Annotated in this window: 17 protein-coding genes and 1 tRNA gene; 6 read left to right on the top strand and 12 right to left on the bottom strand. The window is 59.4% G+C overall.

Annotation, left to right across the window (positions count from 1 at the left end; genetic code table 11):
• Positions 1-13: 13 nt before the first annotated feature.
• Positions 14-89 (top strand) — tRNA-Ala (locus CLU95_RS23485).
• Positions 90-288: 199 nt separating this feature from the next.
• Here the strand turns inward: CLU95_RS23485 and CLU95_RS23480 are convergent.
• The 9 genes from CLU95_RS23480 to CLU95_RS23445 form a co-directional block, all read right to left on the bottom strand.
• Complete coding sequence (locus CLU95_RS23480; protein WP_143606051.1) at positions 289-1,137, bottom strand: helix-turn-helix transcriptional regulator; 849 nt, start codon at positions 1,135-1,137, stop codon at positions 289-291.
• 780 nt (positions 1,138-1,917) lie between these two features.
• Positions 1,918-2,598, bottom strand: coding sequence for a hypothetical protein (locus tag CLU95_RS23475; protein WP_099795818.1), 681 nt, complete (start codon positions 2,596-2,598; stop codon positions 1,918-1,920).
• A 347-nt stretch (positions 2,599-2,945) separates the two neighbouring features.
• A complete protein-coding gene (locus tag CLU95_RS30755; RefSeq protein ID WP_143606050.1) occupies positions 2,946-3,446 on the bottom strand; it encodes a hypothetical protein in 501 nt (166 codons plus the stop codon).
• A gap of 262 nt (positions 3,447-3,708) precedes the next feature.
• Complete coding sequence (locus CLU95_RS23470) at positions 3,709-4,584, bottom strand: restriction endonuclease (protein WP_099795817.1); 876 nt, start codon at positions 4,582-4,584, stop codon at positions 3,709-3,711.
• An 81-nt stretch (positions 4,585-4,665) separates the two neighbouring features.
• Positions 4,666-5,256, bottom strand: a complete 591-nt coding sequence (locus CLU95_RS23465; RefSeq protein WP_099795816.1) for a hypothetical protein — start codon at positions 5,254-5,256, stop codon at positions 4,666-4,668.
• A gap of 45 nt (positions 5,257-5,301) precedes the next feature.
• Positions 5,302-7,902: an AAA family ATPase gene (locus CLU95_RS23460; protein ID WP_099795815.1), complete on the bottom strand. Its 2,601-nt coding sequence runs from the start codon at positions 7,900-7,902 to the stop codon at positions 5,302-5,304.
• 45 nt (positions 7,903-7,947) lie between these two features.
• Positions 7,948-9,174 carry a DUF4236 domain-containing protein gene (locus CLU95_RS23455; RefSeq protein ID WP_099795814.1) on the bottom strand — a complete coding sequence of 409 codons (1,227 nt, stop codon included), beginning with the start codon at positions 9,172-9,174 and terminating at the stop codon, positions 7,948-7,950.
• 910 nt (positions 9,175-10,084) lie between these two features.
• Positions 10,085-10,522: a helix-turn-helix domain-containing protein gene (locus tag CLU95_RS23450; RefSeq protein WP_099795813.1), complete on the bottom strand. Its 438-nt coding sequence runs from the start codon at positions 10,520-10,522 to the stop codon at positions 10,085-10,087.
• A 221-nt stretch (positions 10,523-10,743) separates the two neighbouring features.
• Entirely contained in the window at positions 10,744-11,352 is a 609-nt protein-coding gene (locus CLU95_RS23445) for a hypothetical protein (RefSeq protein WP_099795812.1), read from the bottom strand.
• A 249-nt stretch (positions 11,353-11,601) separates the two neighbouring features.
• Here CLU95_RS23445 and istA point away from each other — a divergent pair, with 249 nt between their 5' ends.
• From istA to CLU95_RS30750, 4 genes are all read left to right on the top strand, one after another.
• Complete coding sequence (gene istA, locus CLU95_RS23440; RefSeq protein WP_099795811.1) at positions 11,602-13,107, top strand: IS21 family transposase; 1,506 nt, start codon at positions 11,602-11,604, stop codon at positions 13,105-13,107.
• The gene (gene istB, locus CLU95_RS23435; protein WP_099795810.1) at positions 13,100-13,909 is read left to right on the top strand and encodes an IS21-like element helper ATPase IstB; all 810 of its coding nucleotides are present in this window, start codon (positions 13,100-13,102) and stop codon (positions 13,907-13,909) included. The genes istA and istB overlap by 8 nt, the downstream gene beginning before the upstream one ends.
• 833 nt (positions 13,910-14,742) lie before the next feature.
• Positions 14,743-16,503, top strand: coding sequence for a peptidoglycan D,D-transpeptidase FtsI family protein (locus tag CLU95_RS23425; RefSeq protein WP_099797444.1), 1,761 nt, complete (start codon positions 14,743-14,745; stop codon positions 16,501-16,503).
• Between the two features lie 198 nt (positions 16,504-16,701).
• Positions 16,702-17,013, top strand: coding sequence for a hypothetical protein (locus tag CLU95_RS30750; RefSeq protein ID WP_143606049.1), 312 nt, complete (start codon positions 16,702-16,704; stop codon positions 17,011-17,013).
• Positions 17,014-17,768: 755 nt separating this feature from the next.
• On the opposite strand, the gene CLU95_RS31375 is transcribed toward CLU95_RS30750, so the two are convergent.
• Positions 17,769-18,215: an OmpA family protein gene (locus CLU95_RS31375; protein ID WP_373670066.1), complete on the bottom strand. Its 447-nt coding sequence runs from the start codon at positions 18,213-18,215 to the stop codon at positions 17,769-17,771.
• Between the two features lie 265 nt (positions 18,216-18,480).
• Between CLU95_RS31375 and CLU95_RS23415 the strand changes: the two genes are divergently transcribed.
• Positions 18,481-19,023, top strand: coding sequence for a hypothetical protein (locus CLU95_RS23415; RefSeq protein WP_143606048.1), 543 nt, complete (start codon positions 18,481-18,483; stop codon positions 19,021-19,023).
• 318 nt (positions 19,024-19,341) lie between these two features.
• On the opposite strand, the gene CLU95_RS23410 is transcribed toward CLU95_RS23415, so the two are convergent.
• Both CLU95_RS23410 and CLU95_RS30745 read right to left on the bottom strand, forming a co-directional pair.
• A complete protein-coding gene (locus CLU95_RS23410; protein WP_099795807.1) occupies positions 19,342-19,566 on the bottom strand; it encodes a hypothetical protein in 225 nt (74 codons plus the stop codon).
• Positions 19,567-19,802: 236 nt separating this feature from the next.
• Complete coding sequence (locus tag CLU95_RS30745; protein WP_180288662.1) at positions 19,803-20,300, bottom strand: hypothetical protein; 498 nt, start codon at positions 20,298-20,300, stop codon at positions 19,803-19,805.
• Between the last annotated feature and the right edge of the window lie 314 nt (positions 20,301-20,614).

The following is a 20,614-nucleotide window of genomic DNA, read 5'->3' as shown; positions in this document are numbered from 1 at the left end:
TGCGGGCTGTGTTGGGGGGGTAGCTCAGCTGGGAGAGCGCCGCGTTCGCAATGCGGAGGTCGTGAGTTCGATCCTCATCCTCTCCACCACCTTGTCTCACGTAAGTCGTTGATTTAGAACGAAAACCAGCAATGGTATCGCAGTTCAAATACAATAGCAACTTACACAAACTCCGCACTAGCAAGCGCCGAGTGCCAGCCGCTTAGACGGCTGGCTTTCAGTATCGGCCACGCGCGGTGCGACATCCGACCGCGCACCGACGCCCCCCCGGCGTCGTGGCCTGCTCCCCTATAAGTTGATCGGCTTCGACTTTCGGCCTGAAGGACGCATTTCAGTGCCGACATCGCGCAGCAGCTTCAAGACTCGCCCCTTACCCATTCGGTATCGCTTGCACAGGTCGTCCAACGACTTGCCCTCGACCTCGTAGGCGGCCTTCATTTCGGTCAACGAGACCTCCGTTTTCTGTGCCTTCATGTCGCCCTTCGGCGTTGCAAGCACCGGCGGGCTCGCAGGGCTGCCGCTGGCGGTGCGCATCGCTGTAGCACGAGCCAAAAGCTGCTGGCGTTCGGCCTCCGGGATATTCGAGGGGACCAAGATTTTCCGTGGGCTGACCTTCACGGGCACGAAGCCTTTGCCAGGCACCTGCGGAAAGACGGAATACTGCCATTCCCTCGCTCCATCTCGCGTATCGACCATGCGCCGCTGAAGATGCTGACCAGGCTGGCGTTTCTTTGCTTGCACCTTCTGGTTCGCGGCCGCGAGCTCGGCCACGCTCGGAACTGCTTTCGCCTTCGTCGAGGTGAGCCAGAGGAGGCCGCGGAACTGCTTGAGCTCGATCTGCTTGCGGGTGTCGGCCTTGATGGCCACCTTCTTGTCGACGCTGCTGGCACCTTGCGGGGCGTTATCGAGCGTCATGGTCCGCAGCCACGCGATGAGATCGCTGACAAACCAGCGGACTGAGCGCCCGACCTTGATCGGCTTGGGAAAGTTGAAGCTCGGGTCGCTGCGGATCGTGTGCAATCGCTGCCGACTGAAACCGGTGATCTCGCACGCCCCCTGCGTATCAACCGTGGTTGGTCCCGAAGCGGGGATTTCAGGCTCGGGCGAGCCGTTCGTGTTTTGAATATCTTTTCCCATGATGCACCTAGACAGATATGCCGTGGCACCGTCATTCCGGCACCGCGACGCAGCCTGCGAAAAAACCGCAGGAGTCGAGGTGCGAGAGGGCCATAAACCAGGGGCCATACCGACAGGATTTTTGGGTCCCATCGCCTAACCTGGCATTAGCGCTCCCGAGATGATGGAGCGCAGCAGTAGCCCGCACATAGCTGGTTGGGTGGGCCCGGCGTATGTCCGGTTTTTCGCGCGTTGCGATCCCGCTTCAGCTACAGGATGATTTTAATTCGGCGTGCACCTGCTGTCATCGAATCGGCATGCATCAGAAGCACCTAAATGACTTTGCGCCTATGCAAATTTGCTGCGCCGCGGGATGGCAGCCTTCATCACGATGCAGGGCTTGAACGGCCAGCGGACCGGCCTTGTTGCACGGGCCATAGACCCGCCACACCCGCCACGTTCTGAGCACCCGCTGAATAGGCCGATGGCCTTGCGGATGCATCGGCGCGGCTTGCGGATGCATCTACGAGGGGTGTAGAGCTGTTTGGCGGGCGTGGCAGGTTTCGCAAGGCCTTAATTGACGGCGACCAATGATGCACCTGGGTCCAGCGCGAATGCCTTGATCGCGTGCTTCCGCTGGAGGTGAATGTGTTCGGTGCAAGTCGAAGATATTTCGGCCAAATATCTTTCGATGCTTCGGATCGCAAACCCATGAATTGAGGCATCTGCGGCGCCTGCGGGAGCTTCCTTTCCACGAAAATTCGCAATCTCGAGATTCGGCGACCAGTGCTACTTCGCCCACTATGTAATTTCAACAACATAGCCACAGTCGACAGCGCCATCCGGGTAGATGCCATCGAACAGCAAGTCGGTATACACGGGGCTCGCCATGAATGCCCCCATGGCGCTGCGGGCTTGATCCATGGTAATCGCCCATTGGCGCAACTCGGCGTAGTGACCATCGACCTTCGTCATTCCAGCATCGAGGTACGCGTCCGCGCCATGGCAACCGGCTTCGGACCAGAGGTCGAATCGTTCGAGAAAGTGATGCACGAGTTCGTTGCGCAGCGCGACGAGTTCTTTCAGTCCCACCACGACGCGTTCGTAGTCTTCCGGCTGTAGTGCCATCCGTGTCTGCATGCGAAACCAGATGCGCTGGGAGTCGACTGGGTCCCACCCGGGCTCGACCGTGTCCGGCGGCTCTGGCTGCAGGTAAGTCCCGGTCAACTCGGCGACCAACTGTCCGAGCGTCATGCGCGAGACGACTTCACCGCGCTTCTGTCGGATGGCCATCAGTTCATCGGAAGGCCCGGCGATCTCGAAATCCACCGCCAGCGCCTTCATCAAGCGTTCGTACTGCTGAAGACGGATCAGACAGCGCCCGAGTTTGCGCTGGACCTCGCGCTGCAGTGTCGAAACCGGCTCAACTGGCCTTTGCTCGACAGCCGAGCCTTGCCCTTGAATCTGTAGTTCGATGCTCATGTCCTCTTTCATGAGTTTGCCCGTAGGCCTCGTTCTCACCTCTGAACGTCAACGCCGTCTGCTCTTTTTTAGCTCGACGACCGCCACGCGGCAACCGCAGGCCCAATGCCATTCCGCAGAGATGAATTCGCCGCTGCCGAACGCGGTCATTCGCTCATTGTTTGAGTAACACGCGCTTATCGACATATTGCCGCGACTGCATCGAAATGGGACGAAACTTCCGCTCACGGGAGCGGCAACGCTTTGGAATCAGCGTATGTGCCTGCTTGTCCCGTTGCGGCTTCACAGAATGTCCGACTACATCCGCCGTTGCACCGGAGTCGGGCCAAGCCGTTTTGTACCGGGCGCTACCAAGGCCATAGTCCCTGACGTTGAGGAAAATCATCTGCCATGACGGCGATGAACTCGGTTAGCGGCGTCACTACCCTCCCCCGAAACACCCGGACATTTTGGAAAGTGTGAATCGCTGGCTGTCCCTCATGAGACGTCAGCACGATGGCACGCCGTGCGTCAGGCACGAAGAGAAGACGTTTCTCCAAATCCTTTCGCGGCGTCACGTCGACGAGCCGTCCATCCGGGGCTCGCCAGACCGCATGAAATATGGCCTCCGCGAACTCCATATTCTTGTCTTGTGCGAAAACCCAGCCGGGCTGAGGTGCGCCTCCTTCACTTCGCATCTGGCACCACACGTTGAAATGGCAGTATTGGGGCTCGGGAGTAAAGGTCGAGGGGCGAGAAAACTTCAGGTGGACTGCATCTGTGGAGACTATGCCCAGATAAGACGCTAGCGCCTCCAGCGTTTTGTCAAACTTCTTGGGTGACTGTGGATTGAATTTGAGTTCTTGCATCCCGACTTCTTACCTCCACGTTTTCCGTCAATTCGTCTTGAATGCCGGGCGCGCACAGTAGCGCCGCACACAGCTTCGTTTTGTCCTCATCTCTCAGGCTCATAACGCTCCTTTGATGCTGCAGCACACAGCAGATTGAGGTTGCCGATCAGGCCTGCCATTCGATTCGCAGCGATAGACCGGCGGTGCCATTGAGGCAATCCAAGAGGCAAAGAGACATGAGAGGACGACCAGCCGGCTCACGGTGTAGTTCGAGCCCATATCAAGCTATCGGCCGGACACCCCGGCACGACGGATACTGGGAACATCCCCAAAACTGCCCGCCAGCGTTCGCGCCCTTCTTGGCAGTGCGTTTGACCATCCCCGAGCCACATGCAGGGCATGCGGTTGCGCCAGCCGTGACACTTGGTGGATTCGATGGTGCGACCGGGTGCAACCGGTCTACGGCATCGGCACGCGAAGACAGCGATTGCCGCGCTTGTTTGATCAAGCCAAACAGTCGATGCCCATCCACCAGCTTGACGTTACGGCCATCGGCAAAGGCCTTGGCATCCTCGCTGAAGCTGCCGGAGGTCACCACGAACCCGCCTGTCGCACCCGTCGCCGCCATCACGCCGTACAGCTCGCGCACCACGTCGACCCCAACTTTGTAGGCCTTCCACTGCTTGCACTGGACGAGGAATTTCTCTGTGCCCTTCGAGAGCACGAGGTCCACGCCGCCGTCTGCTCCACCGCCACCGGTTTCGGAGACACCGAAGCCTTGCAGGCGAAAGGCCTCGCCGACTAACATCTCGAACTCGCGCCACGACATACCGTCGAGCGCATCAGCACCCTTGGCCTGTGCAGTATTCGAGATCAGGGTTCGGCGTCTATGCCTTCGCCACGCGGAGACGGCCGCACCGCTGAGGCAAATCAGCGGCACCACATACTGACCGAAGCCCGCCAGCGCAGCTCCCGCCGAGCGGACCATCAAGTCGCCGACCTGACCCGGCTGAAGCGCGACCGCCGTTGGAGGTATCGCAAGCCTGTGCAAGAGCAAGTAGCTGATCACCGCTAGGACGACGCCGGCCCACCATGGCAACAGGGACACCAGATCCATCAGATCTTCCGCAAGACTCGTTTTCTTTCTAGCCAACATTTTCTCCAGCGGTAGCCAACTTCATTGTTGCCGGGAGAATTGGTAAGCCAACGCACCAGCACCACAACTTCATCTAGTCACTCACTCGAAGATGACTTCTGGAAATGCGTTGCGCGCGACTTTCATCACCTTGGCGTAGTTGTTCTTTTGATGCGCGGCATTTACTCCAACCCGAAGTTGCTTCTTCTTAGGAGCGGTAACCAGCACAGCCAACACACCCTCCTTTTGGCCAGAACTCTTTTCGCGGGCCGCTTTTAGCTCCATCAACTGAGCATAGGAGATACAGCAAATTTCGCGCTCCTGTACGCAAACCAGAGCGATGAACGTCTTTTCATACTTGTGCGCAGTTTTTTCCAGGTCACTCAAATGACCTTCGGCGAAGGTGAATACATACTCCTCATGGGCTTCGTTCGGCTCACTTGCATATTTGAGGTAGACCGCCACGTCGTCGTTGATGAGATAGCCCATTCCGAGAACGCGCTTGGCGATCTTGAGCGAGTTGATCGCCGTGAATCGCAGGCTTTCTGCGATCTGGATCAAGGCGGCGCCGTGATATAGATGGTCGTCGTCAATGTGCACATCATCTCCAAGTTGTTGTTTGACCGCCCAATGGCGAATGCGATAGATCTTCGCAATAACTTCTCTTAGGGCAGCCAGGAGCCCCTCCAGCATGTCGAACTCTCAGCATCGAAACTGCTCCAGTTGGATGGCGGTATTTCACTTCCTGCTTTTCGCAGTAGCTTCGCTGCGCTCATGAGTTTTCGCACGCCAGTCGTCCAGGTTCTGAATATCGGCCAGCAGCTCATCCGGATCGGGCATTGCGACGCCTCCCTCCAGCGCCTTATCGTGGGCGTAGTTAGAGCATTTCGCCATCGCTGAGTCGATGACTGCGTAGTCGTTGTCGTCCACCACAACGCCTGCTAGACGCTGGGTCTCCACCCCCTTTCGGAATCGCAGCACGACTTGACGAAGAAGGACCTCCTCGACAGCTCGTTCCCAGGTAATGCGGAGCCGTGTATACGCATCACCCGTGAGCTTTCGATGCTCTGGTTCGTCGCCCAACTTGTGGACCTTCGCGATTGCCTGCTGCTGATTTTTTAGCCACCCAACTCGCTGCTTCACGTTCATTCCCTCAAAGGGAAGATCGGCTGAAGCGACTCCGTAGCCTTGCGGTCGCCGCTCTAGGCTTTGAGTCATCACCGGAACTTCGGCCTTCTTTGCCATCTCAGCGAGTATGTTCAGGAAGTAAATATCATGTGTGAAGATGATGACCTGCCGCTTTGACGCTTCCAACGCGAGGCGCTGGGCGACTCTCTCTCGCCTGCGATGGTCTAAGGAAGAAACCGGGTCATCAAAGATGACGCCCCCCTTTCCACCGCCGAGGCCGATCTCTGCGAGAAAAGAACCAATGGCAATAGCCCGCTGTTCACCTTCACTCAAGATTTCACCCGGGTTTTTGACCTGCGCCAGCTCAAGCTTTAGCTTGTGCAATGCCTTTCCTTTATCGCCGCGACTCTTCAAAGAAACGTTGAGTGCGCCGACACCGAGGGCTTTGAACTCTGCAGTTAACGCCGCAGCCAAGTCATTGGAGACAATCTTTTCCGTCAGTTCTGAAGATTTAAGCGAAATAGCATTGGTTTTCACAGACGCATGACAACTGGCAAGCTTTGCCTGGTGAGTCAATCTGTTGACGGCAGTGATTACCGAGTCCTTCACTGCTCCGAGCTTCACTCGCGCATCTAACTCCGAGAACGTTTTCAGAAGCACCGCTCGTGCTTTCTCATCGGAGGCCTTATCAAGCGTTTCTGCTTCGGCATTCAATCTGTCTGCAAGGAGCTTGAGGCGCGCCGCCGGGCTAGGAATTTCCCTGGCCGCCCCCTCCCAAATATTGCTGTTGGCTGCAGCAATGACCACCTTCTGATGTTCCGTTAGTGCCTTCTCAAAAGCTCGTGTTTCGACTGCTAACGGTTGGTCTAGAACTTCGATCTCCCCATAAGTCACATCGTCTAACGCTAAGGTTAAGACGTTCTTCCCGAAGGGCGTATACAGCTCTGCAAGAGCAGCCTTCCGAAGCTGTACTGTTTTCTCTGCCTCCTGCTGAACGAACTCTTGGAACCGCAATAGGCGTTTCGCTCCTTCAGCTAGCGGCTGCTGACAAAGTGGGCACTGAGCCTCATCGCCAAGGTCGGGGAATGTTCGTCCCGGGTGCGATTCGACTGCGAACTTCTGGGCGGCTTCAAACAGCTCTCGCCACGCCTCTCCGCCTGTGCCCGGCAGCAAGTTGTCGCCTTCTTTGAACTGTGCGGCGGCCAGGGCAGCCGCCTCCTTCGCGGCGCGATAGCTATCGGCAAGGGCTTTCAGCTTCAGTACAACAGCCTGGGCAACGAGTTCCCCCTTCGTGATGGCAGCGCTTGCAATGGAAGCCACTCGCTTCGAGGTCGCGCGGAGCTGCGCTGCTTTCTCCTTCGGATTGTTCTCCTTGAGGCTTTTCTCAAGTTCAATGTGTTGCGCTTGCTCCTCCGGTGTCAACGTCGCCAATGACTGAACAAGCGCGGGCGCCGTTTTTGCGCTCAATGCAGCAATCAGCTTGCCAACGGCCGTATCTCCATGAAGCGGCACAAACGCCGTGACGTCCGCGGAAAACTGCGCGTGCTCGGCATCGAGCATCGCCTTGAGCTGCTTGCAGAGCTTCGCCAGCCCTTCAAATACATCCAGTCCATACGGGACATATGAAAAGTCGTCTTCGTTGTCCAAGTACGCGCGAGCACATCGCGTGTCGAATATGGAGAGAGCAGAAAGTTCGGAGGGCGCGTGCTTCCCCATCACCCAAGCCACTTCCTTCGCGTTGCCATCTACTGCGATCTCAAATGCCGCCTGAGGTTGTCCCGCCTTCCCCGGCGGCAAGTTAGCGTCTGGAAGAATTTGCTCCGTCTGATCGCGCGCGCGGCATGCCCGCTTGAGCACGCGTGAATAACCAGATTTTCCTGATCCGTTGTCCCCATAAATAATGCTCAGTCCGATGGGTGCTATCGGAAGGCGTCCGTTTTCTGCGATGGCATTGACGTTGACGAGATTCTTGATGGCAAGCAATGTGACCTGCGAAGAATTTTTGGCCGGTGCAGGAATCTGGTCGGCCGTAAGGATTCTTGGTGTCCGACCTTTTTCATCGTTGATTCCGTGCCCAGACTTGAGAAGCGCAAACAGATCATCAATGTCGCCTGCATCTAACGCCTGCTTTGCAAGCAGCCGCGCCACAGCATCGCTCTGCCAAGCCGGGATGGTCGTGGTCCAGTCAAGAATCTCTTGGAGTATCGACATGCGCTTTCCTTTGTTCCCTAGTAAGTCTGGTGCCTGCGGGCGTCCTTACAGCCCGACTCTGACTGCTTGAACCAAAGTCTGCCAAGACACCGCGAACGCTGTGACACTTTCGGCATTGCTCACCATGTACTCCTCATTCATGCCGGTGGCTGATCGGAAAAGCAGCTTGCCGTAGGCAGCTATGGGGATCTGGTAGTTCCCGTTGAACCGCTTGTCAGGAGAACCGTCCTTGTTGGCCTTCGCCCACGTCTGGCCAATGACCTGAGAGTCGCCAGGCACGCCCTCTTCCTCGATGAACCGAGTCCCCAAGGCGTCGAGATTCAACTCGGAGTATTCCAAGAGCGCAAAACTCTCGGCAGTCACAAAATAGATCGCGAATACCGGGTAGAAATAGAGATCGCCGCCGTTCGCGTTTTCTAGATGCGGGACAGCCCAATCTGTGTCCAGCAAGTCACATGTACCGAGCTTGAAACGGACAGGCTTCCGTTCGACAACGCGCGACGCAGTCGTGCGCTCTGCAACCCGGTTGGCCGCGCGTTCGCCAACCGTGTCCCAGATCTTGCGGGCACCCGCCATCACGGAAAAGTCATCTGCAAAACGGTGGAACGCGTCCTTCACGCCTGGCGGCAAGTCCATTTGCATTTGCAGCTTGGCCAGGCGCTCTTGCTCCTCAAGCTCCGTGCGATGCGCCGTGGCCTCTTCCGCAGAGACACGCAACTGCTCGAACTTCTTCTTGAGAAGCTTGCGCAGCAGCCAACCGGTTGCCCAACTCTTGTACTTGCCGACTGCCGATTTCTCCTGGTCACGCCACAGCGCGAGATCCTTGCGAACCTCGCCGAGCTCCTTGTGGGACTGCAACAGCAAACGCTTGACCTCGGACAGACCGGGCGTCGTCAATGCACCAGAACCAGCGCTCCGGATGTCCTGCAGACCGGGTGCGTTCGTCAGCGGCGCGAGCGCCGGCGAAAAGGCAAATGGCGTGGCTTCTTCTGGATCACGCCGAGTACTCCCGGCAGGGACACCCGGCATCGACGTTCGCTGGCTGGGTCTGGGGCCAGAACCGGAAGCTAGCGACTGCCGAAATGACAACCCCGCCCCGGGAATTCGTGCCGTGATCGCGGAGCCGCGCGAACCGCTGCTGATCCGCAGGGGGCCGACACCGACCGAAGTTGAGATGCCGCGCGGCGACAGCGTGAGGCGCACGCCCGGCAGAGGAGAGAAGGATTTACGGAACCGCCAAGCCATGATTTCTTTCTCGATCCAGCAAGGCATGCGCCCTCAGCAGTGATCGATCTACCTCCCCGGTGCCGCATGCAATGCGAGCGTCAGCGATATCTATTGAGGGGCACCTGCCCCGCAGGCGGTCGTCATGACAGAGGCGCAAAGCGCAAGCACAAACCGGAGTCAGACGAACAGCCTCATTCGACAAATGTAATCTTTGGTTACCCAAATAACATCCCATATTCTGGCGATAGCGGGTGGTGCAAACCCCTACGCTCACTGCAGCCTGGGCTGCGTTGGTTTGATAAAGCCTCCGATTGACCTTGCGAGAAATTACGGCAGGCGAGGCCCAGAGAACACGCAGCCCCACTCGACAAAGCCAGCGCAAACCTCGGCCGTACCTTTTCAACTGGAATTAGCCCTGCACATGTCCGCCTCAACAATATGTGGAAAGACGCGCACCGGCAGATATGCATTCGAGGAGGCGACGTGAAGCAGACTCGCCTCTGTTGGGCCGCCCAAGTCAGCCACCTCAAGCATGAGATCCAGACGACAGCGGAATGGACGCCGACAACACGGCACCTGCGACAAGATTACAAGATCATGGTTCGCGCGGGAAACGAGGTCTTCGGCCCCGGAACTCATTGGATCGAGGAGCGGGAGGCACCTGACTGCGACCCAGCCTCCCCGTCACAATCAATACCATGATCGAAACAGAGACGCTGCCCGACGAGGAATTGGGCGCGCGGGCCATTGAGTGGCGCCGACGAGCGCTACAGGGTGATCTGCGCGCCCGCGGCGTAGCGCATCAACTGGAGGCGGAATTGCGCCGACGCGCTGGTGCACCCCATCCTGACTACGACACCCTGGACCTGCGGCCGCTTGAGCATCGACAGCGGCGGCGCTGGTGGAGGCCATGGTGACTTGGCTTTCCGTGTGCCCACGGCATCGGTTGCCCCCTCTACTTAGTGCGCAACAATTCAGCCACTTCTCGCTTACCTAAAGCTCGCACAGACGCTAGGTTTTGAAGCTGCTCAGGCTTCGGACGCCCCTTGCCCTGCTCCCAGTTGTAAATCGTTTGGCCGGACACACCGACAAGCTGTCCGTACGCCGCAGCGGAGAGCTCTAGCTTCTCGCGATGTCCGGCCAGTCGGGTCGCACTGAATCGACGTGCTGGTCCTGACTCAGATGCCTCTGGAGCATCCACAGGACGACGGCGCACCGCACCTTGAGTCACACGCCGTAGCTCCTTTTCCAATTCGCTGACCTGTCGACGCAAGGCAGCGATAGAAGAACGATGAAATATCGAGGATTTCTTGAGTGTCTCGATCTCCGCGCGAACCTCCTTGCGCGCGACACGGGCGATCTCGACCTTCAGGATTGATGCAATGTTGGGCATAGCCGCATTGTGCCCAACTCACCCATAGAACATGAGGATCTTGAACATATGCAGACTGACCATCCGGAGCCTTGCGTCGGGGACAACCGCCTGCTGACGACCGAACTTCGGTCAATTTACCTCCGGTTGGTAACGTTGCGGCCCTGGCTGTCGACCATCACTACGGCGAGTTGCGCGGTCTTGCCGACTGTCACCTCACCGGCCGTCGGCGTCTTCGATGCTTAGCTAGGCAACCGCCGGTTTGGAAGAGCCAGTGATCGGGCAAGATCCCGTGCCTCGGCCTGAACGTTTTCCTGCATCGCAGATGTCAAGTCGCGAATCTTGTGGGCCGTTTCGACTACGGCCGCGTGGCGCTCCTGCCATGCCTTTCGATCCTGGCTGGGAGTGCGAAGAAGGTGCTCTTGCTGGCCCCAAAAGATACTTGCCTTTCCATAAACGAGCTGCATCGACCGCGACATCTCGGGATAGTAGATATCCACGATGCTCAATGCCGAAGCCATCAGTGAACAGAGTTCCCGATAGCGTTGTCGAAACATCGGAATCTCCAGGTTCTCATCGGCACTCATGTAGCTCATCGTTTGCGAATTCTCGAACTCAACGCGAGAGAGAATTTGATGAAGCTCAAAGAGCTTCCCGCGTCGCGTTGTGACATCCTCGGTCAGACGCGAGTTCGTCATCTTGTCCGCGTGGATCCGCAAGTCCTTGTCTGCGTTGATGCGCGCAACGCGCTCTTGCCCTTTGGTTACCAACACTGCAGCGAACAATGTGAAGAAGGCCCCTGTCACACTGCCAGCCAGGGCCGCAAAGGCCGGGTTTGTGAGTTCCAACATGCTTTGTGTTTCGAGTTTTGTTCGGTAAGACGATGATGCGCCGCCACGCGCTGCAATCACTCATTGTTTGAGTAAGCCACACTTACCGATATATTGGCGGCACAACTTTGTCGCCAGATCACCGCCTGTTGGCGCCGACCGGAAACTGAGCCAGTTTTGTAGGTAGTGCCGAAGTAAAAGTGAGCCAGGTGTTCAACCTACCCTGCTGTTTATTTAAGCAGCGGGGTTCGAGGAGTGATCACCACGGACATGATTGGCAGGATCCGACGACTGCATGCGAGGGACAAGCTGTCGGAGCGCGAGATAGCGCGCATGACAGGGCTGTCGCGCAACACGGTGTCGAAGTGGCTGCGTGCACCGGTTGCCGAGGCGCCGAAGTACCGGCGCGAAGCACGGCCGAACAAGCTGAGTGCATTCGAGACAGTGCTGAAGCAGGCATTGACGGCCGATGCGCGACGGCCCAAGCATGAGCGGCGCACGGCACGCGCGCTGCACGCCGAGATCAAGGCGGCGGGCTACAGCGGCGGCTACTCGGCCGTCACTGACTTCGTTCGAGCCTGGCGCCAGGGCGAGGGACAGGCGGTCAACGTCACCGCGTTCGTTCCACTGACCTTCGAGCTCGGCGAGGCCTTCCAGTTCGATTGGAGCGAAGAAGGCCTGGTCGTCGGCGGCATCTACTACCGTATGCAGGTGTCGCACCTGAAGCTGTGCGCGAGCCGTGCGTTCTGGTTGGTGGCGTATCCGAGCCAAGGGCACGAGATGCTGTTCGACGCTCACACGAGGTCGTTCGCAGCGCTGGGCGGTGTGGCGCGCCGCGGGATCTACGACAACATGCGCACCGCCGTCGACAAGGTTCACAAGGGCAAGGGTCGCACCGTCAATGCCCGCTTCGCCGTGATGTGCGCGCACTACCTGTACGACCCCGACTTCTGCAACGTGGCCTCGGGCTGGGAGAAGGGGCGTGTGGAGAAGAACGTGCAGGACAGCCGTCGGCGCATCTGGATCGAGGCGGGCCGGCGTCGCTTCGGATCCTTCGTCGAACTCAATGCCTGGTTGGCGGAGCGCTGCCGGGCGCTGTGGAACGAGGTCCGGCATCCCGAGCACAGCCAGTTCAGCGTGGCCGAGATGCTCGAGCACGAGCGCCCCCACCTGATGCCCATGCCTGAGCCCTTCGATGGCTACGTAGAGAAGCCCGCACGGGTGTCGAGCACCTGCCTGGTGTCGGTGGCACGCAATCGCTACTCGGTGCCATGCGAGCTGGCCGGGCAGATGGTCAGCACGCGGCTGTACCCGGGCAGCGTCGTGGTGGTCGCAGAAGACGCGGCAGTGGCGCGCCACGAGCGCCTGAGCGCCTCTGGCGGCACCCGCTACGACTGGCAGCACTACATTCGGCTCATCCAGCGCAAGCCTGGTGCATTGAGGAACGGTGCGCCCTTCGCAGACATGCCCGAGGCGCTGCAACAACTGCGCCGCGGCCTGCTGCGACAACCCGGCGGAGATCGCGTGATGGCCCAGGTATTGGCCATCGTGCCGGCGGCGGGGCTGGACGCAGTGATCGTGGCGGTCGAACTGGCGCTGGAGAGTGGTCCGCCGTCAGGCCGTGTCAGCGTGGAGCATGTCGTCAATGTGCTCGGCCGGCTCACCGCGCCGGCAACACCGCAGAGTGCCGAGACGGCGCTGCAGATCGTCACGCCGCCGCTGGCCAACACGGCACGCTACGACAGCCTGCGTGGACAGGAGGTGGACCATGCGTGACGTGACAGTCGAACTCAAGGCGTTGCGCCTGCATGGCATGGCCAGTGCCTGGTGCGATCTGGCGGAGCAAGGTACAGCGTCCGGCCTGGACGCCTCGCGCTGGCTGGTCGAACATCTGCTGCAGGCGGAGACCACGGACCGTTCGATGCGTTCGGTGCAGCACCAGATGAGCTCGGCGCGCTTCCCCGTGCACCGGGATCTGGCCGGCTTCGACTTCGATGCCTCGGTGGTCGACCAGAAGCTGGTCCACCAGCTCGCGATGCTGGAGTTCACGGAGGCCGCGCATAACGTTGTCTTGGTCGGTGGCCCGGGCACAGGCAAGACCCATCTGGCAACGGCTCTGGGCGTGTCGGGCATTACGCGCCACGGCAAGCGCGTGCGGTTCTACTCGACGGTCGATCTGGTCAATGCACTGGAGCAGGAGAAGGCCCAGGGCAAGGCCTGGCGTATTGCGCTGAGCCTGCTGCGAATGGATCTGGTGATCCTGGACGAACTGGGCTACTTGCCGTTCAGCCAGGCCGGCGGCGCGCTGCTGTTCCACCTGCTGTCCAAGCTGTACGAGCACACCAGCGTGGTGATCACCACCAACCTGGACTTCGCCGAATGGTCGACGGTGTTCGGCGACGCGAAGATGACGACCGCCTTGCTCGACCGCCTCACGCACCACTGTCACATCGTGGAGACGGGCAACGAGAGCCATCGGTTCCTGCACAGCAGCTCCACCGCGAAGAAGCGCATCAAGGCCAGGGAGCAGACCCGCAAGACAGGCGCCAAGGCCGATCCAACAGACGCCGTTGATTGACGGCCGTCGCGCGTGACAAGGCGCTACGGGCTTCGCCCTTCGCGCCTTATGAGTTCGATCACAAGAAGCGAAAGAAGGTCACAGAACAAGGCAAGACATACACTTATCCACAGTCGACCATTGCTGCGTCGGCTTCCACCCCTGGCTCACGATTCAAGCGGCGCGGTGGCTCAGTTCTACTTCGGCGCGGACAGCTTCAGAGAAGAACGTCCAGTCGATATGGGCCCCTTCGTGACTGCAGCGCGACCGGCTACAGTCGACCAAAAATGGACGGTCGGCTGCGTTACATAGGTGCTTCGCCTCGCTCCGTGACAACCTCGACTGACTACTTCCTAAGTTCCTGTTCAGCGACCTCGTCAGAGACAGCTAGTGCCTCGAACTCCTCGGCTGAAATACCTACGTACTCATTGGAGAAGCCACAATGCTCGCAGTTAATGGTGACGTTGGCGCGGCCTTCGGCCAGGAGTTCAAGCGGGGTGCCATTCTCCGTGACGCTGAGGCTGTGGCTCTTTGGGCAACGGACGTAGTGGCTATAGGACATGGCGGTTTCGACTCTACTTGATCGACGGCATCCGGGCAGAATGAATTGACCGCTTTGAGGAGCTACCGATGAGCGGCTTCGGATCCGAAGCACCTGGTAGCCGACAGGCTACAGTCGGCCAACACCAGCCATTCGACAGTGCGACAGGATCCGATCAAGCTCTAAGATCTACTCAACGTCCTAACTAGCGGGAAGATACTTTCCACGTATCTTTTCGACCAGCGCGACGTCATGATCACCCAGATTGCCGCAGCTTGTGGACTGATCCTTATTGCTTAACGAGGCGTGAATGATGGTCAGTCCTAGCTATCGGAAAAGTGTTCAGCTCACCACCAGCCCCTTGCTCGCGAGCAAGACGCCGGTGTGGCGCAGCAAGTTCATAGTTGCCGGCATCGCCTTCGGCTTCGTCATGTTGGCGGGGCGGGCCGCGTACGTGCAGGTCTTCAACAACAGCTTCTTCCAGCGCCAGGGCGAAGTGCGCTTTGCGCGCACGCTGGAGCTGCCGGCCAACCGCGGCCGCATCCTCGACCGCAACGGGCTCATCCTGGCGTCCAGCGTGGTGGCGCCCAGCATCTGGGCCATTCCCGAAGACGTGGAACGCGACGACCCCGAGGTGCGCGCCAAGCTCAAGCAGGTCGCCAAGCTGCTCGGCATGCCGCAGAAGGACTTCGACAAGAAGCTCGAAGACGAAGACAAGACCTTCGTCTGGATCAAGCGCCAGGTCGACGAGCCCATCGCCAAGCAGATCGCGGCGCTCAACCTCAAGGGCATCTACCAGCGCAAGGAATACAAGCGCCAGTACCCCGAGGGCGAGGCGGCGGCGCACGTGGTGGGCTTCACCAACGTGGAAGACAACGGCCAGGAAGGCATCGAACTGGCGTTCAACAAGGAGCTGGCCGGCAAGGCCGGCTCGCGCCGCGTCATCAAGGACCGACTGGGCCGCGTGGTCGAGGGCGTGGGCGAGCAGGTGCCGCCGGTCGAGGGCCGCGACATCCAGCTCAGCGTCGACAGCAAGGTGCAGTTCTTCGCCTACCAGAAGCTGCGCGACGCCGTCACGGCGCGCAAGGCCAAGGCCGGCAGCGTGGTGGTGCTCGACGCCGTCACCGGCGAAGTGCTGGCGCTGGCCAACTACCCGAGCTACGTGCCCGACAAGCGCCAGAACCTCACGGGCGAGCAGTTGCGCAACCGCGCGATCACCGACACCTTCGAGCCCGGCTCGACCATGAAGCCCATCACGGTCGCCATGGCGCTGGAGGCGGGCCGGATCACGCCGAAAACCATCATCGATACGACCCCCGGCCGCTACCAGTTGGGTGGCTTCACGATCACCGACACCCATAACAACGGGGCCTTGACGGTCGAGGGTGTGATCCAGAAGTCGAGCAACGTGGGCGCGCTCAAGATCGCCCAGAAGATGACGCCCCACGAGATGTGGGACACCTACACCGCGCTCGGCTATGGCCAGAAGCCGCAGATCCAGTTTCCCGGCGCCGTGACCGGCCGGCTGCGCCCGTGGAAGACCTGGAAGCCGGTCGAGCAGGCCACCATGGCCTACGGCTACGGCCTGTCGGCCTCGCTGTTCCAGATGGCGCATTCGTACACCTCGTTCGCGCACGACGGCTCCATCATTCCGGTCACCATCCTGAAGAACACCGAGCCGCCGGTCGGCGTGCGGGTGTTTTCGCCGTCCAACGCGCTCGCGGTGCGCAAGATGCTGCAGATGGCCGCCGGCCCGGGCGGCACCGGCACGCGTGCGCAAACGGTCGGCTACTCGGTCGGCGGCAAGTCGGGCACGGCCCACAAGCAGGTCGGCAAGGGCTACGCCAGCAACAAGTACCGCGCCTGGTTCACCGGCATGGCGCCCATCGAGAAGCCGCGCATCATCGTCGCGGTGATGATCGACGAGCCGACCGACGGCCAGTATTTCGGCGGCGTTGCGGCAGCGCCCGTGTTCAGCGAAGTCGTGCAGCAGACCCTGCGCATGATGAACGTTCCGCCCGATCTGGCGGTCAAACCGCTTGTGATGACGCAGGGCGCGCCTGAGAGTCTTTGATACTGCGCGGCGAGTTCGCGCGGCTACAGTCGGCTATGACCCGACGTTCTTCAGCGGTGCTCAGTTCGCCCTAAAGCAGCCGGCCGTGTCGAAAGAATTTCTGGAACGGGTCCCCCAAATTGCCCATGGAAGCGGCGCGAGGGATGGCCATAAATGGACGATGTGGCAATCGCAGGCTAAAGGTTCAAATCCGTATTCATGAAAAATATCCGCTTTTCCCGCGCGAACGCATCGCAGCGGACGCAAAGTGTCCCCTTGCGTTTGATCGCGCAAGCATTCGGCCGCGATGAAGTTGATTCGGCCTGTGACGAGATGCTGGCTGCTGCACGCACCGCTTGCAGTGCTCCGCAGTTAAGTTGCAGCTTCTCTCCTGAGTGCGAACACCCCAACCCGTGGTATCACGCTGTGGCCGTCTCTGTCGAAGGCATGCAAGATCAAGAATATGAACAATTCTTGTTGGCGCTTGCTAGGCTTGGCCTGATCGAAGCGCCCCGGGGCGACAGGCTGTAGTTGGCCAAAAGCGGAAGTTCGTTGCACCGTCCGTGGTCACGCATGCGCTCCGAAAGGGGGCAAACACACACACTCTGGAGAGAGGGCATGCCATCAATTTGGAAAGCGTTCCCCGGCGCGACGGGGACTACAGCTCTAGTCGTTGCACTTAGCGCCTGCGCGCCCCCAGCTGCCGAGCCGACGGTGTGCAAATCCCTCTCCTTCGAGATCAAGAAAAGCGAATGGACAGACGTAAGACGGCTGATGCATGACTTCTCTATTGAAAGCCCCGGGAATCCTCCGTTTCTCGATGAGAGCTATCAAGATCCAGTAGACAGACGCAACTTAAGACTCCAAGTTAAGCGTACGGGTGTGGGCGTCACAATTCACGTTGATGGCCTGATCTTCAGAGATGGCGAAAAAGTGACGCTGCGGGTGGTAGACGCAAACACAAACACTCGAGTCGCGCAATGCAATGCGGGGTACCGTGCGGACTATGACAACGTTCGAGCCAAACTGGCGGCGCGTTGGACGATTTCGGAGTCGTCGGAGCATGTAGGGCCAGTGCGATAGCGACGGCCGCGCACAACCGGCTGCGGCCTTCATGGCCTGAGCGATGGACGAGAATTCAGCGTCCGCTTCTGAGCTGGCGAGAAGGCAGCTCAGGGCCCCTTTGCGCCGACCAGTCGTGAGGCTACAGTCGGCCAGGAGCAGCCTCACGGCGGAGGTGTCGACGGCAGCCTTATTTTCCGAATCAAGTCTTCTTCAGTCTTCCGCTATGGGCGAGGTCGGTCTCGACTTACCTTGTCGCAACTGTTTGCACTGAGAGATCCGAGCGAGGCGATTTCAACGCGACGGTTTTTCGCCCTCCCATCTGCGTCCCGTTCTACAGAAACGGGTAGGTCGGCGCCGTGTGATTCGATACCAATCCGTGCTGCCTCAAAGCCGAACTGGATCAACGTATTCTTGACTGCTTCAGCTCGTCTCTGAGCAAGCTTCCTGGGTGCGTGCTCCACCTTAGAGGCGTGGCCGTAAACGAAGATTGGGCGGCCATCAGCGGTTGTGTGGCAGGCAACCGCCCTCAGGATCTCCAAGTGCTCTGGCTTAAGAGTGACTTCGTTCTTGCCAAAGTACAGGTCTCGGTCGACGTAAACGGGAGAGAGCGACCATCCAGCCACAGGCAGTGACAGTAAAAGCACCGTCAATGCGAGGTGCCGCTGCATGTACCAGATCGCACTGATGGACTTTTTCATATGCCTTTCACGGTCGAAATCACCGGTTGCGTAGCGATCTTATAGGCGGGCAAACCTACCGTCAGTCGTCGTTTCTCATGACGACTTTGGGCGCGAGCTGTCGAAGCCGCAACCATCGTAGGACTCGATGAAGCAATCTGAACTAGATAAAAAAATCAACGCGTACCTGAAGCAAGAAAGCAAGGCGCTCGGATGAAAGACGAAAGGCTCCAGCGCGTTCCGTGTAGAAGGCGAGATGTTTTTCTCGCTCTTGGTTTCTGGCAATGCGAAGGAGAACGTGCTGTATCGCAGGCTATCTTGCAAGCCAATGGCGTTCGACCCCCAGCTATGGCGAATCTTGGGCATGACGGAGAATTTGCAGGCGCCGCTGGGCCTTCGCGCTGGCGGTGCGTACACGTTGTACGGCGTTCCGCTGTATGAGGGTTCCATTGCGACTTCCGAGTGGAGCGAGGACGGGCTACTGAACGCGAGTCGTGGATGCCTCGTAGAAGCGGAAGCCTGCATCAAGTCCAATCACCACTTGCGCAGCGACGATGCGTTCATGGAACTCGGGGAAGCCTTCAATCTGAGCATCCAAAAAAGCGTGCCGAACACGGCGTGGAACTTTTGGAAGGAGCGCCTGATTCACCGTGTTCTCAAGGGGGAGAGGAACCAAGCAATGTCAATTGCTGAAACTCGCATCGCCGCTAGAGATTCGGGTGGCTTCATCATCGGTGGGCAAACTTTTTACCAGCTCTCGCAGCGCCAACTGAAGAGTCACACTGCATCAATCGGATGACCGCTTTCAAGCCGACCCGATGACCTCTTCGGGCCGAGGCTGTGTAGAAACGTGCAATACCTCGATGCGAGTAACGACGTACTGAGGCCAACGCCATCGTGCAGCGCCGAGACGATGCGTGAAGTGGCGGGCAAGCCGATTCAGGCCAATAAGTCTCCCGGTGGCTGACGGCTCTGGATTTCGTAAGGCAGGGCCCCACCAAAAAACTGCGCAGGTTCGGCGAGACGAACTCGAAGGGACAGATGCACCTCTTCTGACCGACCGGCGCGGCCGTATGCGTCCCGGATGCGCGCGCTCCGCCTTTGCAGCCTCGGCAAGTTACGGGCGCTCGTACGTCAGCACCGCGTGGGCCAGACGGGCGACATGACGCGGGTCGTCATTGAAGGCGCGCGGGTGCATTGTGTTATAGAGCATGGTGAGCAAGTCGCTATCCACTGCGCCCTCGTACAGTTTGTAGAACTCGTCACTGAATTCGTGCCGCCAAGCCTCTTGATCGGTCAGGGTGCGGCCGGCAATCAGGAAGGGGCTGGCGGGCTTCCACATGGGCGGATGCTACCCCTTTGCTTGGCTGCGTGCGCATCTGCGTGGCCTGGGTCTCTTTGGCGCGCACGAGGTCGGGGGATGGCGTCGAGAAGGGGCAAAATGCGTCCTTTCGAGGTGTGGAAGTTCCCCAGTCAGGTTTGCGGGGCAAATTGGGAGTACGGAAACGACAAGCATGACAGAGGTCCGGCTGGCGTCCAGGCTAGCGCATGGCCAAGCCCAGTCGCACCGTCGAGCGACTACAGGTCCTGCTGATCGAGCGCCTTGAGGCCATCCCCGACCCACGCGGCCAGGTGACCGACGTGCACCGAGGCGGGGTGATCTGGATGGGCCCGGGCCACGAGGGTGGCCTGAATCGGACTGTGTGCGTGGTCAGTGATCGCTGCGCGCGCCGCAGCGACATCACGCGAATCGTGCACGAGCCGTAGATGCGGTTCGACCTCACGGGCTAGTGCCAGCGTTACGCCCCGCTCAAGAATCGAGGTGATGTGATGAGCGAGAAGTCTGACTACTCTCCGGTGGAGACACGCTACCGAGATTTCAGCATTACGCCCGTCCTTTCCAACCTGAGAGGGACGTACTTCGCGCATAGCTGCCGCGTCTGTGGCGTCGACGGTGCTGAGATCTTTCGAGTGGAAGTCAACCAGATTTGTCCAGACAGGATGACTGCGCACGCCGTCGCGATAGATGCAGGGATGCGTCGGCTCGACGAGATGCTTGGCCCCGAGGATGAGCATCACGCGCCCTCCTGAAACAGATCGAGTTGCTGCGCGCGGCGCGCGCATTGCGCGCCCGGTCACGCGGCGGCGACGGGCCCATATGAGCGGCCAGGTGGCATGGCAGTGGGGCCGTATTGACGAGCTCCTGCTGCATCGCTGGCACTCTCGCGCCGAGGTCGATGGAACTGATCAATGCCCACCGTCAAAATGGGTCGGCCAACCGGGCATCCAGAAAGCGGCTGAGCCACGACAAACGCTATTGCCTTGAGTCAGCAAACATCGCCTGCACTCAACAGGTTTGGCCCCAACACTTGCCCATGGGGCGACGACGA

Origin of the sequence: Variovorax sp. 54 (assembly GCF_002754375.1) — a bacterium.
Taxonomy (GTDB): domain Bacteria; phylum Pseudomonadota; class Gammaproteobacteria; order Burkholderiales; family Burkholderiaceae_C; genus Variovorax.
Note: the sequence above shows the minus strand (reverse complement) of the source record. Positions and strands in the feature narration are given on the sequence as shown.

Excerpts from the sequence above, each read along its gene's own strand:
- CLU95_RS23480 (WP_143606051.1), bottom strand. The coding sequence starts at position 1,137 with ATGGGAAAAGATATTCAAAACACGAACGGCTCGCCCGAGCCTGAAATC.
- CLU95_RS23445 (WP_099795812.1), bottom strand. The coding sequence starts at position 11,352 with ATGTTGGAACTCACAAACCCGGCCTTTGCGGCCCTGGCTGGCAGTGTG.
- CLU95_RS23460 (WP_099795815.1), bottom strand. The coding sequence starts at position 7,902 with ATGTCGATACTCCAAGAGATTCTTGACTGGACCACGACCATCCCGGCT.
- CLU95_RS30755 (WP_143606050.1), bottom strand. The coding sequence starts at position 3,446 with ATGCAAGAACTCAAATTCAATCCACAGTCACCCAAGAAGTTTGACAAA.
- CLU95_RS30750 (WP_143606049.1), top strand. The coding sequence starts at position 16,702 with ATGAAAAATATCCGCTTTTCCCGCGCGAACGCATCGCAGCGGACGCAA.
- CLU95_RS23410 (WP_099795807.1), bottom strand. The coding sequence starts at position 19,566 with ATGTGGAAGCCCGCCAGCCCCTTCCTGATTGCCGGCCGCACCCTGACC.
- CLU95_RS23450 (WP_099795813.1), bottom strand. The coding sequence starts at position 10,522 with ATGCCCAACATTGCATCAATCCTGAAGGTCGAGATCGCCCGTGTCGCG.
- CLU95_RS23455 (WP_099795814.1), bottom strand. The coding sequence starts at position 9,174 with ATGCCTTGCTGGATCGAGAAAGAAATCATGGCTTGGCGGTTCCGTAAA.
- istA (WP_099795811.1), top strand. The coding sequence starts at position 11,602 with ATGATTGGCAGGATCCGACGACTGCATGCGAGGGACAAGCTGTCGGAG.
- istB (WP_099795810.1), top strand. The coding sequence starts at position 13,100 with ATGCGTGACGTGACAGTCGAACTCAAGGCGTTGCGCCTGCATGGCATG.
- CLU95_RS23470 (WP_099795817.1), bottom strand. The coding sequence starts at position 4,584 with ATGTTGGCTAGAAAGAAAACGAGTCTTGCGGAAGATCTGATGGATCTG.
- CLU95_RS30745 (WP_180288662.1), bottom strand. The coding sequence starts at position 20,300 with ATGCTCATCCTCGGGGCCAAGCATCTCGTCGAGCCGACGCATCCCTGC.
- CLU95_RS23475 (WP_099795818.1), bottom strand. The coding sequence starts at position 2,598 with ATGAGCATCGAACTACAGATTCAAGGGCAAGGCTCGGCTGTCGAGCAA.
- CLU95_RS31375 (WP_373670066.1), bottom strand. The coding sequence starts at position 18,215 with ATGCAGCGGCACCTCGCATTGACGGTGCTTTTACTGTCACTGCCTGTG.
- CLU95_RS23425 (WP_099797444.1), top strand. The coding sequence starts at position 14,743 with ATGGTCAGTCCTAGCTATCGGAAAAGTGTTCAGCTCACCACCAGCCCC.
- CLU95_RS23465 (WP_099795816.1), bottom strand. The coding sequence starts at position 5,256 with ATGCTGGAGGGGCTCCTGGCTGCCCTAAGAGAAGTTATTGCGAAGATC.
- CLU95_RS23415 (WP_143606048.1), top strand. The coding sequence starts at position 18,481 with ATGTTTTTCTCGCTCTTGGTTTCTGGCAATGCGAAGGAGAACGTGCTG.